Source organism: Psychrobacter sp. Pi2-1 (assembly GCF_904846645.1).
Taxonomy (GTDB): domain Bacteria; phylum Pseudomonadota; class Gammaproteobacteria; order Pseudomonadales; family Moraxellaceae; genus Psychrobacter.
On sequence record NZ_CAJHBO010000005.1, the window covers coordinates 1 to 15,239 of the forward strand.

9 protein-coding genes are annotated in these 15,239 nt (G+C 42.9%); 4 read left to right on the forward strand and 5 right to left on the reverse strand.

All coding sequences use genetic code 11. The annotated features are described in order from the left end of the window. Positions 1-140 precede the first annotated feature (140 nt). Entirely contained in the window at positions 141-1,217 is a 1,077-nt protein-coding gene (gene nagZ / locus JMX91_RS04310; protein ID WP_201547853.1) for a beta-N-acetylhexosaminidase, read from the reverse strand. Between the two features lie 461 nt (positions 1,218-1,678). On the opposite strand from nagZ, the gene JMX91_RS04315 reads away from it, so the two are divergent. Beyond that, positions 1,679-3,889: a carboxy terminal-processing peptidase gene (locus JMX91_RS04315; protein ID WP_201547855.1), complete on the forward strand. Its 2,211-nt coding sequence runs from the start codon at positions 1,679-1,681 to the stop codon at positions 3,887-3,889. A 505-nt stretch (positions 3,890-4,394) separates the two neighbouring features. On the opposite strand, the gene JMX91_RS04320 is transcribed toward JMX91_RS04315, so the two are convergent. Beyond that, on the reverse strand, positions 4,395-4,880 hold the full coding sequence (locus JMX91_RS04320; protein WP_057758283.1) for an FKBP-type peptidyl-prolyl cis-trans isomerase: 486 nt from the start codon (positions 4,878-4,880) through the stop codon (positions 4,395-4,397). Positions 4,881-5,204: 324 nt separating this feature from the next. Here JMX91_RS04320 and JMX91_RS04325 point away from each other — a divergent pair, with 324 nt between their 5' ends. Further along, a complete protein-coding gene (locus tag JMX91_RS04325; RefSeq protein ID WP_201547856.1) occupies positions 5,205-7,235 on the forward strand; it encodes a M61 family metallopeptidase in 2,031 nt (676 codons plus the stop codon). 152 nt (positions 7,236-7,387) lie between these two features. On the opposite strand, the gene JMX91_RS04330 is transcribed toward JMX91_RS04325, so the two are convergent. Continuing rightward, the gene (locus JMX91_RS04330; protein ID WP_201547858.1) at positions 7,388-8,242 is read right to left on the reverse strand and encodes a DUF305 domain-containing protein; all 855 of its coding nucleotides are present in this window, start codon (positions 8,240-8,242) and stop codon (positions 7,388-7,390) included. Positions 8,243-8,450: 208 nt separating this feature from the next. Next, positions 8,451-9,059: a pseudouridine synthase gene (locus JMX91_RS04335; protein ID WP_201547860.1), complete on the reverse strand. Its 609-nt coding sequence runs from the start codon at positions 9,057-9,059 to the stop codon at positions 8,451-8,453. Positions 9,060-9,496: 437 nt separating this feature from the next. Between JMX91_RS04335 and icd the strand changes: the two genes are divergently transcribed. Further along, positions 9,497-10,756 (forward strand): NADP-dependent isocitrate dehydrogenase, encoded by a 1,260-nt coding sequence (gene icd, locus JMX91_RS04340; RefSeq protein ID WP_201547862.1) that lies wholly within the window; start codon positions 9,497-9,499, stop codon positions 10,754-10,756. A 233-nt stretch (positions 10,757-10,989) separates the two neighbouring features. On the opposite strand, the gene JMX91_RS04345 is transcribed toward icd, so the two are convergent. Beyond that, positions 10,990-13,209 carry an NADP-dependent isocitrate dehydrogenase gene (locus JMX91_RS04345; RefSeq protein WP_201547864.1) on the reverse strand — a complete coding sequence of 740 codons (2,220 nt, stop codon included), beginning with the start codon at positions 13,207-13,209 and terminating at the stop codon, positions 10,990-10,992. A gap of 607 nt (positions 13,210-13,816) precedes the next feature. Between JMX91_RS04345 and JMX91_RS04350 the strand changes: the two genes are divergently transcribed. After that, positions 13,817-15,190, forward strand: coding sequence for a GNAT family N-acetyltransferase (locus tag JMX91_RS04350; protein ID WP_201547865.1), 1,374 nt, complete (start codon positions 13,817-13,819; stop codon positions 15,188-15,190). Positions 15,191-15,239 lie beyond the last annotated feature (49 nt).

A 15,239-nucleotide genomic window follows, 5' to 3' on the forward strand; every position in this document is an offset into this window, starting at 1 on the left:
TGAACCCCATCGAAAAGAAATGGGCACAGGCTAAGTTTCTACGCCAAGGCTGGATGGAAAACGACTTATCCAAATTGTTTTATGATATTTGTCCTAACCATAACAATTTTATTTTGAACTGACTATAGTTAAGTAAGCTATTATTTATACAGAGTAGGATCTGTTGATTCTTTAGCAGTCTGACCATCAGCTTGCGCATCAAAAAAAGTCTGAGTAACATTTTGCTTGGCTTGCTGCCAGTATTCAAACTGCTGGCAGGTAGATTCAAGGTCGCCTTGCCATGTTGGGATGTTGCCACGCATGGTTTTGATACGTTGCTGGTTAGGGTAAGGCAGATCTTGCGCAGCTTTAGCTGCCTCATGAGCAGCCACACGGTCGTTGCATACGAGAGCAATATCACAACCAGCATCAATGGCCGCTTTTACGCGAGCACTGACATCACCAGCCGCCTTTGCACCTGCCATCGATAAATCATCAGAGAATAGTACCCCATCAAATTTAAGTTCATCTCGAATGATATCTTGTAGCCAAATTTTGGAGAAACCTGCCGGCTTATCGTCTACTTGCGAAAATATCACATGTGCTGGCATAAGAGCGTCCAGACTATGTAGCGTTTGAGCAAAAGGTTGCATATCGCTATTGATAATTTCATCTAAGCTACGCGTATCGATGGCTTCTGATACGTGCGAGTCAGGAGCGATAGCGCCATGACCAGGGAAATGCTTGCCAGTAGTGGCCATACCAGCCACTTTCATACCACGCATGAACTGTGTTGCAAGCGCAGTGATGGCTTGCGGCTCATGATGAAAGCTACGATCACCGATGACTTGGCTAATACCATCTCTATCTAGTACGGGTGCAAAGCTCAAATCAATTCCTGCAGCCAGTACTTCAGCTGCCATTAGATAACCGCAATCGTAGGCGCAGCTAAGTGCTTGACTTGGGTCTTGATTGAATAGCTCACCCAATCGACCCATAGCAGGTAGGGGCGTGAATCCTTCACGTAGCCTTGCGACTCGTCCACCTTCTTGGTCCACACCGATAAGTATGTCTTGATTGTGATAACGTATATCGTCGCACAGTGCTCTGACTTGGGCCGCATCTGTGACGTTACGACCAAACAATATTACTCCGCCGACCTGTGCTTGTTTAATCAAACTGACATCTTCAGCGGTCAAAGCGGTACTATCGATATCTATCATTAAAACGCCGTACATCGTGTGTTCCTTATTATTTTATATATGGTTATATTATGAATGTGACTGACTATGCCTGTCTTATCACTTATCAGTCATTGTTCAAATATCTTATTATGACAGTTATTATTAATTGAGCATAATGTGGCAGATTATTAGGGTCAAATCAATTTGCTAATAGCCATTAGATTCAGTCATCAAATCGATGTTGATAGCCTTCAATTACTATGTGTGATAAAAGTGATAGAAAGTTTGGTATGTACAGGTGTAGCGTGTAAGATTGCTTATACAGTTTGAGACAGTTCAGTATTTATGCGCGTGATAATATTGATTGATTTTTGACTATATATCAGTATTTAATGATGCATAAAGTATAAGAATAAAAAGCGCAGCATTTATAGGTTATAACAGATTCGAGCATTTCTAATCTAATTCTGATGAATTACCCAATACTATTAACTTCAAATAACTAGGTACATATGATGAAAAAACAACCAGCACAGTGGTTACTCAGTGCAGCGTCAGTGGGCATCGCCGGTATTATCTTAACCCAAAGCTACGGTACTGCAGTCGCCGAGACCAATACGGGAAGTTTCGTTCAGACCCCTGAGCAAAAGGTCACCACCCGTCAAGTAGCCGCTTTGCTGGATCGCAGTCATTATCTTAATCAGCCTTTAGATAGTAAGACTGGTAGCGAAATCCTATCAATGTATATTGATAGCCTTGACCCAAACCATACGTTGTTTTTGCAATCCGATGTTGATGAGCTGAAGAAAAAACACGCTGAAGACTTTGGTGCTCGCCTAAAACAAGGTGATCTATCTGCAGGGGTAGAGGTGTTTGATCGTTACCGCAAACGCTCAAACGAGTACTTTGCGATGGCTACCAAAATGCTCAAAACAGATATTGATTTGACAGGTAACGACACAATCATTCTTGATCGTGAAAAACTCGGTCATTTTAAAACCAAAAAAGAGCAGCGTGATTACTGGGAACGTCAGTTAAAGTTCCAGTTGATGAGTATTACCCTCGGTCAAGAAGACGAAAAAGCCAAAGAGAAAGTATTTTTAAGCAATCCAGATATCACACGTGGGCAAGACTTGGTACGTAACGATGAGCGTACGCCAAATGAGATTTTGCAAAATCGTTTGTCACGTCAACAAGAGCAGTTTAAGCGTCTCAAAGATGATGAAATCATGGAGACCATCTTAAATACGGCGATGCTCACTTATGATCCGCACAGTAATTACTATGCACCGATTCAAGCGACGGAACTGCAAATCCAGTCTAGTCTTCAGTTAGAAGGCATTGGTGTCTCTATTCGTCCAGATCGCAAAAATCCAGATTATACTCGTATTGTGACTTTGGTCGATGGTGGTCCAGCCGCCAAGTCGGGTCAAATTAAGCCTAATGATTTGATCGTTGGTATCGCAAAAGACGGCGAAACCATGACGGACGTGGTTGGTTGGTCAACGCGTGAAATTGTCAGCTTGATTCGCGGTAAACGCGGTACATCGGTTACGTTGAAATTACGTCAACCTAACACGCCGGATGCTAGCGCCCGTACGGTCACAGTGGTACGAGACATTATTCAGCAAGAGGAGTCAGGCGTCACTCAGCGAGTGGTAGAAGTGCAGCGACCTAATATTGATAAGACACCAAAACGTATTGGCGTACTTGAGATACCGAGCTTTTATCTAAACTATCGTGCGCGTCGCAATGGTGAAGATTACCGTAGCGTCAGTATCGATACTGAAAAAGCGCTAAAAGAATTGAATAAACAAAATATCGATGGTCTAGTGGTTGATTTGCGTAACAATCCTGGTGGCTCATTAGATGAAGTTGCCAAGATGTTAGGTTTCTTTATCAAGAGTGGACCATTGGTACAGATCCGTGATAATCGCGGCAATATTCAAGTGTACCGCGACAACGATGGCGGCGAGCAGTTGTATGATGGCAAGATGGCGGTCATTACCAACTTAGCATCGGCCTCAGCCAGTGAAATCTTTGCCGCTGCTATTCAAGACTATGGTCGCGGATTAGTAGTTGGTAGTACGACAACTGGTAAAGGTTCGGCGCAGATTCAGCTCGATAGCTTAGCCTTGGGCTCTGCTACCTTAACTCAGCGTAAATTTTATCGTGTCACTGGCGGTAGTACACAAAATAAAGGTGTCGTACCAGACGTTGAGCTAGTCAATATCTATGATGATGCAACCTTTGGCGAGCGCGCTCAGAAAAAAGCATTGCCTTGGGACACTATTAGAACAGCACCGTACAAGCCTGAAGGGAAGTTTACCAGTGATACGTTAGCGACGCTCAATCAGCAGTCTAAGATTCGCCAACAAAAAAACCCACAATTTACTTATCTGTCGACGCTAAATGATATTCGTAACATGGATGATGAAAAGAAACCTGTTCGTTTAGATATCAATAGCCGCCGAGCCAAAATGCAGCTAATTGAGAAACGCTCATTAGAAGCAGAAAACAAACGCCTTATCGCAACTGGTGAGCGCCCATACTCTAACTGGAATACTTATCAAGCAGCGATGGACGCAAAATTTGAAGAACGTAGCCGTATGAAAGCAGCTGAACGTCCAGAGTTACCAGAGGATGAAGCGTTTATCAATGAGGCAGCTTACCTTATGCTCAGCGCTGAACCCAAGACAATGCTTAGCCCTGAAGAGAAATTATAATGTGAAGTTATTATAACGTTACGTAATCTATGTAAGCATATGCTTACATAGATTGACGTTTAGACCTCTTACCAACGAAGGGTCAATCTGCGACTATAACTGTACGGCACGATTGAACGAAACGGTTCATTGATACTAGGGATTGGTATCTTAAAGGTCGCACTAGGGATAAGTAGTTTGCTGATTAAGGATGATAAGGCTGGATGCCTGTCAGTTATGAGATGCCCCGGGATTAGGCATCACGTAACGCTAACATGGATGGTTGGTAATAAAAGCCGCATGACGCTTGTCGTTATGCGGCTTTGTTACGTCTGGAGACTAGTAATTTTTATGTCAGATTCTCTAAGTAGATAGTTTTCAAGTTGAGCATATTCATATTAATTCGAAACTTATCATAAAATAAACATAAAAAAGGCCAGCAACCTTATCGGCTACTGACCTTTTAGGTTAGATAATAAATTTAATAACTTATTATCTAACTATTTTCACTATACTCTAGAAGAGATTAGTGCTCAACGCCACCTGCACCATGTACATGGCCATGGTTTAGTTCGTCTTCAGTTGCTGCACGTACTTCTTGGATTTCAACATCAAACGTCAAACGCTTGCCAGCCAATGGATGGTTTGCATCAACAGTAACTTCTTGATCGTTCACAGCAGTCACAGTAACCAACATTACTTGGCCGCCAGCTTCTGACTGGAACTGCATACCAGGCTGAATGTCATCAACACCTTGGAAGTTATCACGTGGTACATGCTGTACTGCTTGCTCTTGGTATTCGCCATAGCCATCAGCAGGTTCAACGACTGCATTAACTTTTTCGCCAGCAGACTTACCTTCTAATTGTGCTTCTAGGCCTGGGATAATGTTGCTGTGACCATGTAGATAAGCAAGTGGCTGACCTTCTGGTGACTGGTCAAGGATATTGCCTTCGTCGTCTTTTAGTGTGTAATTGAATTTGACGGCAGTGTCTTTTGCGATAGTAGTCATAAAATATCCTAAATATATCTATGTAAAAAATTAAATACGGTTGCAATAAACCTAAAAAAGCCAATCTGCAAGCCAAAAGGCCACGTCATTAGTCAATTATCATCAGTTTATTAAAGTAACTTTAGCAGTTAGCATCTTTAATTGAGATGGCCCACATAACTTTCAAGGCAAAAAACATAAAAAATGCCAATTAATGCCACAATTTACAATAATAACTGCTATTTTCTATAGTTAATGCATAGCTATTGGCTATTCATGGTTTAGGAGTTGCTTTTTTAGAGTAGGACTTCTAGCATAATTATAAAAATAAGGATGAGAGATACGATGACTGCATTTGCCAATACCACTACTAAACAACCAGCGACCAATGTTTCAACCAATCACGATGCTACTAAGGCTAAAACGATAGCTGATATAAGCTATCAATTTGATTTCGCCCGTTTCTACGAGCACTTGGTCGATGTATCACTGAGCTTTACAGTAGTATCCGACGCGCCGCAGCTTTGGTTACCAGCGTGGATACCAGGCAGTTATCTGATGCGCGAGTTTGCTCGAAACATTACTGCGGTACATTATCAAGTACGAGAGGTTCAAACAGCGGACAGTGACGAGCATCCAAAGACTTATCGCGCGCAAAAAATAGACAAAAATACATGGCAGCTGCCAGCGGTGCAAGCAGGGCAGACGGTCATCGTTGAGTACGAAGTCTATTGCTATGATTTGTCCGTGCGTACAGCCTATGTCGATCAGCAACGACTTTACGGTAATTTCACTTCACTTGCGCTCGCTGTTGAAGGGCAAGAGCAATTACCTGTCCACGTTAGCTTAATCGTTCCTGAGGCATTTTTTGTAGACAAAGAAAGTAGCAAAGTACTGTTGGCTTGTGGGTTGGACGCTACGCACCTGCAGATTGGTCAGCAGCAAAAAGACAGTCAGCCATCGAACAGTCAGCACCTCTATAAGTTACAGGCAGCCAATTATCACGAGTTGATTGATTATCCATTCGAAATCGCGGAACAAGAAAAGTTTGACTTTATTATTCATGATAATGAGCATCAGACGCTACATCATAGCTTTTACCTGTCAGGTAAGCAGAATGCCAATCTAGGTCGGTTGCAGCAGGATATTACTCAGATTTGTCAGACCTACGTAGATTGGTTAGGCGATGCGCCATTTGACGATTATACCTTTATGACCTTTGCAAGTGGTCAGGACTATGGTGGGCTTGAGCATATCAACTCTACTAGCCTTATTACTCCGCGCAATGACTTGCCAAATACCAATGAGTCTAAGCTACCAAGTACAGACTATCAGCGGTTTTTAGGCTTATGTAGTCACGAGTATTTTCATTCATGGTGGGTTAAGACGGTACGTCCTGATGTCATGATCGATGTCGATTTACGCCGTGAAGCATTTACACCATTACTTTGGGTGTTCGAAGGGTTTACGTCTTATATCGATGATTTTATGTTGCAAGCGTCAGGTGTGATTGATAAAGCTAATTATCTGCGACTGCTAGCAGAGCAAATCAATCGCTACTATCAGACCCCAGGGCGCGGTAATCAAAGCGTGGCAGAGTCGAGCTTTGATGCTTGGATTAAGCTGTATCGTACCGATGAAAATACAGGCAATGCGGGTATTAGTTACTATAATAAAGGCGCATTGGTAGCTCTATGTCTGGATCTAACCTTACTCAAAAATAGCGACGGTCGTTATCGTTTGTTTGATGTGGTCAAAGCTTTTTATACTCAAGCAAAGCAGAACGACAGTAAGCGGATTGGTATCAGTAGTGCTGACATAGGCTCCGTCATTGAACAGTTTATACCGCTAGCAAAATGGGAAGATTTTGAACGCCGTTATGTCAATGGGGTAGAAGAGCTGCCAATTGAAGCGTTGCTAGCGGCAAACGGTGTCAAAATACAGGCGAATACTAAAGAAACCGCTGACAAGCATGTGCCTTGGGGTATGCGATGTAACGAAACGCCGGCTGGGCTAAAGGTCAATCGTGTGATGCGAGATAGTATTGCCGCTAGAGCTGGTATTTCAGCCCATGACGTTATTATCGCGATTGATGGCATCAAAGCGGATACGAAACAACTTACCACCTTGGTTAATACAGCGCTTCCTGTTGAGTGCTATTTGTTCCGCCGTGATGAGCTAATGTGTGTTCAGATTCAACCCGAAACGACAACTAAAGTGAAGCCGCGAGATGAGACAACTGGCATGACTGGAGCAGTACCTCCTCATAAAGTAAGCTTACGCTTAGCAAAAGGAGATAAGACTCTAGAGAATGATAATGAGCAATTAAAAGGTGAGGCAGGTTGGGAGACATGGCTTGATGTTATGAAACGGTAGCCACGATGCTATATAAAATACCTTTCCATATAAAAACCCTCTTCCGAGCAATCATGCTTAGAAGAGGGTTTTCTAAATCACTTTTAATATTGTAGATATGTCCAAGCAACTTAAATGCTCGATAGGTCAGAGGTTAGCGAGAAGATATACGTTTACTGCTCTTTAGCTCTGTTATCTGGGTTATCTGAGTTCTTATTATCGGTAGTTTCAGGCTCAATATTTTCATCTACAGAGCTATCGTCTTCGTCGCTATTTGCAGCCTCAAGCGCAGCAATCCAGTTTCTCATCATATCAATTTCAGTTTGCTGGTTATCAATGACGTCTTGCGCCAACTGACGCATCTCTTCATCTGTCCCATATTCGAGCTGAACTTTTGCCATATCAACAGCGGCAATATGATGCGGTAGCATGCCGCGTGCAAATGCCATATCAGGTACAGGATCAGCCACACCTAAAGTCATTTCGCCATGCATATTTTCCATGCTTTTAGCATATGCTTGCTGCATCGCCATAGTATTTGGCTTAGGTTTGGCAGCATCAGGATGGCTAGCCAGCCACTTGTTTAAGACGTCGATTTCAGCTTGCTGTGCCGTGATGACGTCTTGAGCAAGTTGGCGCATCGCTTCGTCAGTGCCATACTTGAGCTCTATTTTTGCCATATCTACCGCGCCGCGATGATGTCCCAACATGCCTTTAGCAAAAGCGGTATCAGGATCGTTATAACCCATACCAATCATCATCTCGTCATGCATTCTAGTCATCGATCTCGTATAGTCTCTGAGCATATCGCTCATTTGAGACTCATCATTGACACTGTTATCGCTGTCGTTTGTTAGAGTATCGTCTGCCATACCGTCATGCTCAGCATGTGGCATATCAGTCACTGGCGGTGAGGTTTCTTCTGCAGGATTTGATTGGTTGTCCTCAGTCGTTGGCTGACAGGCGCTCAATACAAGCGCCGCAAAAATGCTAGTGACCAACGAAAGAAAACGACGAGAAGCAATCATGACATATCCCTATTGTGAAAAAACCAAACGATAAATGGATAATACCTATTATACATAATCAATTACGTGCTGAATGTTAGCAGATAAACCTTACCCATTCGAGACACTATGTTTAACAGGTCGTAATATATTAGTGTCAGAGCTTTATATTCGTGGCTAAACAGCCAAACAGTGTGAACTAATCAACAATATCTAGACCCTAAAGTACTTAAACTCCTAGCTGACGACAGTGTTCGCTAGTTAGATGAACGCGTACAAACTCTCCAACAGCTAATTCACCTAGCTCAAATCCTGCCACTGACCAACGTATTAAACGCAGACAAGGCAGACCGACGTGCGCTGTCATACGTCTGACTTGGCGATTTTTCCCTTCGTATATTGTTAGCATTAGCCATGAGTCCGGTACGCTTTTACGCTCACGTATTGGTGGATTACGTTGCCAGAGTACCATCGGTAGTTCTTCTTCACTAACGTGTCTGACCTCAGCAGGTAGCGTTTTACCATCTTTTAAAACCACGCCACGTTTAAGCTTATTGATTTGCTCAGCAGTAGGGATTCCTTCTACTTGCACTAAATAAGTTTTACCTTGTTTGCGCCCTGCATTGGCTTTTGGCGGATGAGTAATTGCTTTATTAATGCGACCATCATCGGTCAAAATCAGCAAGCCCTCCGAAGTGGCATCTAGCCTACCAGCAACTCGCAAAGCCTTATCGGTAAAGTATTGCGATAGGGTGGTGTGGTCATTGTTACTGTCATCTCTAAACTGACTTTGCACGCCGTAAGGCTTGTTGAATAGAATGAGACTAGAAGTAGACATAAAAAGGTGTTTCCTAGTTTTTGATGGACAATGAATCATTGTAGCGTATGTTTCGTGATACCGAGCTAGTATTAAGCGACAAGACTAAAGGCGATATATTTAATGTGCTGTATGCCACATGACCCGCTACAAAAGTAGGACAGCGCTTGTATAAATTTGCTGTTATCCTAAATCCGCATTCTGATAGTGGTATTTATATTTTTAATAGAGAAATATCTACTATCTGCAAGCGACAATCATTGTTTGGGTCTTTATTTTAATTTTTTAGCTTCGAGCTATTTTCAACATTGTTCAAATCAATGTCGCAAGTGTCGTACTCATCAAAGCTTTGCTTAGCCGATAAGCGCTCAGAGCGTTATAACTATAATAAAACGGTTAGCATAACAAAGTGTCTAGTTCGCTTACGACGTCCAACATACAACCAAGGAGTATCATCGATGTCATATGATAAGGTTATCGTACCAAGAGACGGCGAAAAAGTGACCGTAAACGCAGATCTCACATTAAATATTCCCAATCATCCGATTATTCCGTTTGTAGAAGGTGATGGAATCGGTGTAGATATCACGCCTGTCATGATAAAAGTAGTCAATGCTGCAGTTGATAAAGCGTATCACGGCAAGAAGTCTATCATTTGGATGGAGACGTATCTTGGTGAAAAAGCAGCGAAAGTATATGACGGCGATTATTTGCCAAGCGAGACGCTAGAGATTCTAAAAGACTACGTCATTAGTATCAAGGGTCCATTGACTACGCCAGTGGGTGGTGGCTTTAGCTCATTAAACGTCGCAGTGCGCCAAAATCTCGACCTGTATGTCTGTCAACGCCCAGTACGCTGGTTTGAAGGCGTGCCAAGTCCAGTACAGCATCCAGAGCTGACGGATATGGTTATCTTCCGTGAAAATACAGAAGATATCTACACGGGTATCGAGTGGAAAGCGGGCAGTGATGATGCCAAAAAAGTTATCAATTTCTTAAGAGATGAGATGGGTGTGACCAGTATTCGATTCCCTGAAGACTGCGGCATCGGTATCAAGCCTGTTTCAAAAGAAGGCTCACAGCGCTTAGTACGCAAAGCGATTCAGCATGCCATCGATAATGATTTGCCAAATGTGACCCTAGTGCACAAAGGTAATATCATGAAGTTCACTGAGGGCGCGTTTAAGGATTGGGGTTATGAGCTAGCGGCAGAGCGTTTTGGTGCAGAACCATTAGATGGTGGTCCATGGATGACTATGAAAAATCCAAAAACAGGTAATGATATTATTATTAAAGACGTCATCGCTGATGCGTTTTTGCAGCAGATTTTGATGCGTCCTGCAGATTATTCTGTAGTAGCAACGCTTAATCTGAATGGTGACTATATCTCTGATGCATTGGCGGCTGAAGTAGGCGGTATTGGTATCGCGCCTGGTGCAAACAAAGGCGGCGCGATCGCTGTTTATGAAGCGACGCACGGTACTGCGCCCAAGTACGCTGGTCAGAATAAAGTAAATCCAGGCTCATTGATATTGTCTGCTGAGATGATGCTTCGTGATATGGGCTGGACGGAAGCAGCTGATCTTGTTATCAGTGGTATCCAAGGGGCGATTGCCAACAAAACAGTCACGTATGATTTTGAGCGTCTGATGCCGGATGCTACCTTACTGAGTACTTCTGAGTTTGGTAAGGCGATTATTAAGCATATGGAAGCCTAAAACTACTTAAACGCTAAGCATTCTATTGTATTACTATGTATCAAAAGCCACCTATATAAATAGGTGGCTTTTTTTATTTCACTTTTTATAAAACTTTTAGAAAACACAAAAAAACACCTCAACGTTCGAAGACGGTTGAGGTGTTTTTTACTAAGACTTAAACTCGCATAATCGCTTCTGGGTATAAAAACCAAAAGCGATTAGGCTGAATGTCTAAGAGCAGTCGCTTAAAATTATAGCGATGCCAATGTCTCGTTAAACAAAGCGCTTGGACGCATTGCTTTCTTAGCCAATTCTTCATCAGCATAGTAGTAGCCTTTGATATCTACTGGCTTGCCTTGAGCTTGGTTAAGTTCTTTAACGATGGCTTCTTCGTTCTCTTTTAGCTTTTGCGCGAATGGTGTAAATTGCGCTTTTAGCTCGCTATCTTTATCTTGTGCTGCAAGCTCTTCTGCCCAGTACATCGCTAGATAGAAATGGCTACCACGGTTGTCGAGCTCGCCAGTTTTGCGTGATGGCGACTTATCATTTAGTAGCAGTTTTTCTGTTGCTGTATCTAGCGTATCTGCCAAGATTTGAGCTTTAGCATTGTTGTCGTTGTTTGCTAGATGCTCCAACGATACCGTCAATGCCAAGAACTCACCAAGTGAATCCCAACGTAGATGGTTTTCTTCTGTGAGCTGCTCAACGTGCTTCGGTGCAGAACCACCAGCGCCAGTTTCAAACAAACCGCCGCCTTTCATTAATGGTACAACTGATAGCATCTTGGCACTGGTACCTAGCTCTAAAATAGGGAACAAGTCAGTTAGGTAATCGCGTAAGATGTTACCGGTCGCAGAGATAGTATCTAGACCACGAGCAACACGCTCTAGGGTATAACGCATCGCACGAACCTGAGACATAATCTCGATGTGTAAACCATTAGTATCATGATCTTTTAAATAGGTTCTGACTTTTTTGATCAGCTCGTTCTCATGTGGACGGTATGGGTCTAACCAGAAGATAACAGGCGTATCTGATTCACGAGCACGGCGCACGGCAAGTTTTACCCAGTCTTGGATAGGATCATCTTTGGTCTGACACATGCGCCAGATATCGCCCTTTTCAACGCGTTTTTCGAGCAATACTTCATCAGTATCAATATCGACGATACGTGCAATACCTGCGTCGCTAGACTCAAAAGTCTTGTCGTGCGAGCCGTATTCTTCCGCTTTTTGAGCCATTAGGCCAACGTTAGGCACGGTGCCCATGGTTTTTGGATCAAAGTTACCATGCCATTTGCAGAAGTTGATCATTTCTTGGTAAATACGCGCAAAGGTAGACTCTGGCATGACGGCTTTACAGTCATACATTTTGCCATCAGCACCCCACATTTTACCACCTGAACGAATCATCGCTGGCATAGAAGCATCAACGATTACATCACTTGGAGAATGGAAGTTGGTGATACCTTTTGAAGAGTCAACCATGGCCAGACGTGGGCGATGCTCTTGACACGCATGTAAATCACGCTCAATTTCTTCACGCTGAGAGGCTGGCAAAGTGGCAATTTTGTCGTACAAGTCAGCCATACCGTTGTTGACGTTGATACCTAGCTCATCAAAGAATGCGCCATGTTTTTCAAAGGCTTCTTTATAGTAGATTCTAACCGCATGACCAAAGACGATAGGATGCGAGACCTTCATCATGGTTGCTTTTACGTGTAATGAGAACAAGATACCAGCTTCGCGGCAATCTTCCATTTCACGCTCATAAAACTCTAATAGTGCTTTTTTGCTCATGACCATCAGGTCGATGACTTCTTTATCAAGCAAAGCAATTTTAGGCTTTAATACTTTTTGAGTACCGTCATCAAGTAACAACTCCATACGTACTGTACGAGCTTTATCTAATGTCATAGATTGCTCGCCATCGTAGAAGTCGCCGCCATGCATGTGTGATACGTGCGTGCTTGACCATTGCTTCCACTCACCCATAGAGTGTGGATGCTTGCGTGCATAGTTTTTGACGGCTTTAGGAGCGCGGCGATCTGAGTTACCTTCACGCAGTACTGGGTTCACTGAACTGCCTAAGCTTTTGCCATAGCGCTTGCGTAGCTCTTTTTCTTCGTCAGTTTGTGGGTCTTCTGGGAAGTTAGGGATAGCATAGCCTTTGCTCTGTAGCTCTTTGATAGCAGCTTTTAACTGCTGTACAGAAGCACTGATGTTTGGCAGTTTGATGATGTTGGTATTTGGGTCTTGAGTCAGACGACCTAGCTCAGCTAAGTTGTCCGGAACACGTTGCTCTTCGGTCAAGTATTCAGGGAATTCAGCCAATATACGCGCTGCAACAGAGATATCGCTGGTTTCAACTTCAACGCCTGCTGTTTTGGTGAATGCTTCGACAATAGGTAAGAACGACAGAGTCGCCAGCGCTGGGGCTTCGTCAGTTTTTGTATAAATAATTTTTGACATTTTAGTTAGATCTTCCTTTAGGCTGTAGTTAATAATAAAGCTCAAATATAGTGTTGAATATGCGTCAATGATACTATGCAATAATCCATGATATGGTTAGAACAAGTACTTCATATGTAGCTTCTTAGAAATTTTTAAGACAGGTCAGACATTTTCTTTTAATAATATTCATGAAAAAAGCATTTAAAGGCAACACGTTAACGGTCGGTGCAAAACTGCCTAAAAGTGAATCACTGACGCTACATTATAATCAATCCACTATAAATCCGATAGGATGTCAATCGTATACCATGAACTAAGTATACTGTTTTAGCTCGTATCCTATGGTTTCGAATTATACTAAGCTAATAACAACCTTATTCTACCAGTCATCGGCTTCGATATCATCTTTTCCATACAACTACTGTTTTTTCATGACGTTTTATATTGATCTTACTGCCCATGAGCGCATTCTTACAAACCACCCGCGTTATCGTTGGTGGTTTTCTATTGGGTGCGGATAAGTTTTTGCAAATTGTGACAGCAATGACGTAAAAATTTGCTAGTCTAGGTCATCAATAGATTGGTTATCGATAAATATATCGCGATTATAATAGTGACGGTGAATATGAGTTTAGAGTATGCGCTGATTAATGATACCAGCTGGCAGAGCCAAACAGAGTGGCAGACGCCAGATACCCCTTTTATGTCATTCGCTTTTTGGCAAGCCTTGACTGACACCGGAGCAATTGGTGAGCAGGCAGGGTGGCTACCAATATTTATTTTGGTACATCGTGTCGCTGATGCTACTGATAGTGAAGATAACACCGATACCTTAGTAGACAGTGCAGCAGAAAATGCATTGCAGCCTGTCGCCGTCATGCCAGTATTTATAAAGGGTCATCATCGCGGTGAGTTTGTATTTGATCATGCATGGGCTGAAGCTTATGCACGCTATGGTGTTGATTATTATCCGCGATTGGTCACTAGCGCACCGTATACACCGATTGCTGGTCAAAGGGTTTGGTTGGTAAAAGGTGAAGTATTAAATGAAGAGATCCTCAGAACAGCCATCGCAGGTATTGATGATATCGCTCAACAAGTGGGCGCCTCAAGCTGGCATGGACTATTTGTGACACCTGAGCTGGCCTCTATTGCCACTATATCTATGCCAACTGAAATTGATGTAGAGCTTGCCATAGCGGCTCAAGAAAGCGGCGTAGAGTCAGCTACTATTGAGCTACCGATACTTGAGCGTCAAGGTTGCCAGTTCTTATGGCAAAATAAAGACTTACTTAATGATAGTAAGCCGTTTGCAGATTTTGATGCGTTTTTGATGACCTTAAAGGCCAAAAAGCGCAAAACCATTCGGGCTGAGCGCCGTAAAGTTACTGAGCAAGGCATTAGTTGCCAGCGCAAGTGCGGTGACGCTATTAGCGATGCTGATTGGAAAGCTTTTTATCACTGTTATGTGATGACCTATGCAGTACGCGGACAGCAACCTTATTTGACGATAGATTTTTTTATGGCATTGGCAGCGAGCATGCCTGAGCATATAATGCTTGCGCAAGCACTCGACGCCAGTGGTGAGATTATTGCGAGTAGTTTGTTCTTATATGACAGACCTGATAGCGACAATGTTGATGGTGATAAGGCTGATGGCGATAATAATGCTACCTTATATGGTCGTTATTGGGGCGCATTAGGTGAATATGACAGCTTGCATTTTGAGCTGTGCTATTACCAAGGTATCGAGTTTGCTATTGAGCAAGGGTTAATATCCTTTGATCCGGGTACGCAAGGCGAGCATAAGCTGGTACGTGGTTTTATCCCAACGACGACATATTCTATCCACCGTATCTATGATCCGCGTTTTGTACCGGCGATTGGCGATTTTTGTGCCAGAGATCGGCTACATATGGCGCAGTATCGTCAGCAGTCATTTGAAGCTTTGCCTTTTAATGCAGACAACATGCCTGCATTTGACGGCATTGACTCATAGCATTGATTCATCACGGTAATCATTTGTGACTAACTTTGCTTCTATTTGC

What these genes read in the sequence shown, in the direction of transcription:
- nagZ (WP_201547853.1), bottom strand. Translation starts at nt 1,217, where the DNA reads ATGTACGGCGTTTTAATGATAGATATCGATAGTACCGCTTTGACCGCT.
- JMX91_RS04315 (WP_201547855.1), top strand. Translation starts at nt 1,679, where the DNA reads ATGAAAAAACAACCAGCACAGTGGTTACTCAGTGCAGCGTCAGTGGGC.
- JMX91_RS04320 (WP_057758283.1), bottom strand. Translation starts at nt 4,880, where the DNA reads ATGACTACTATCGCAAAAGACACTGCCGTCAAATTCAATTACACACTA.
- JMX91_RS04325 (WP_201547856.1), top strand. Translation starts at nt 5,205, where the DNA reads ATGACTGCATTTGCCAATACCACTACTAAACAACCAGCGACCAATGTT.
- JMX91_RS04330 (WP_201547858.1), bottom strand. Translation starts at nt 8,242, where the DNA reads ATGATTGCTTCTCGTCGTTTTCTTTCGTTGGTCACTAGCATTTTTGCG.
- JMX91_RS04335 (WP_201547860.1), bottom strand. Translation starts at nt 9,059, where the DNA reads ATGTCTACTTCTAGTCTCATTCTATTCAACAAGCCTTACGGCGTGCAA.
- icd (WP_201547862.1), top strand. Translation starts at nt 9,497, where the DNA reads ATGTCATATGATAAGGTTATCGTACCAAGAGACGGCGAAAAAGTGACC.
- JMX91_RS04345 (WP_201547864.1), bottom strand. Translation starts at nt 13,209, where the DNA reads ATGTCAAAAATTATTTATACAAAAACTGACGAAGCCCCAGCGCTGGCG.
- JMX91_RS04350 (WP_201547865.1), top strand. Translation starts at nt 13,817, where the DNA reads ATGAGTTTAGAGTATGCGCTGATTAATGATACCAGCTGGCAGAGCCAA.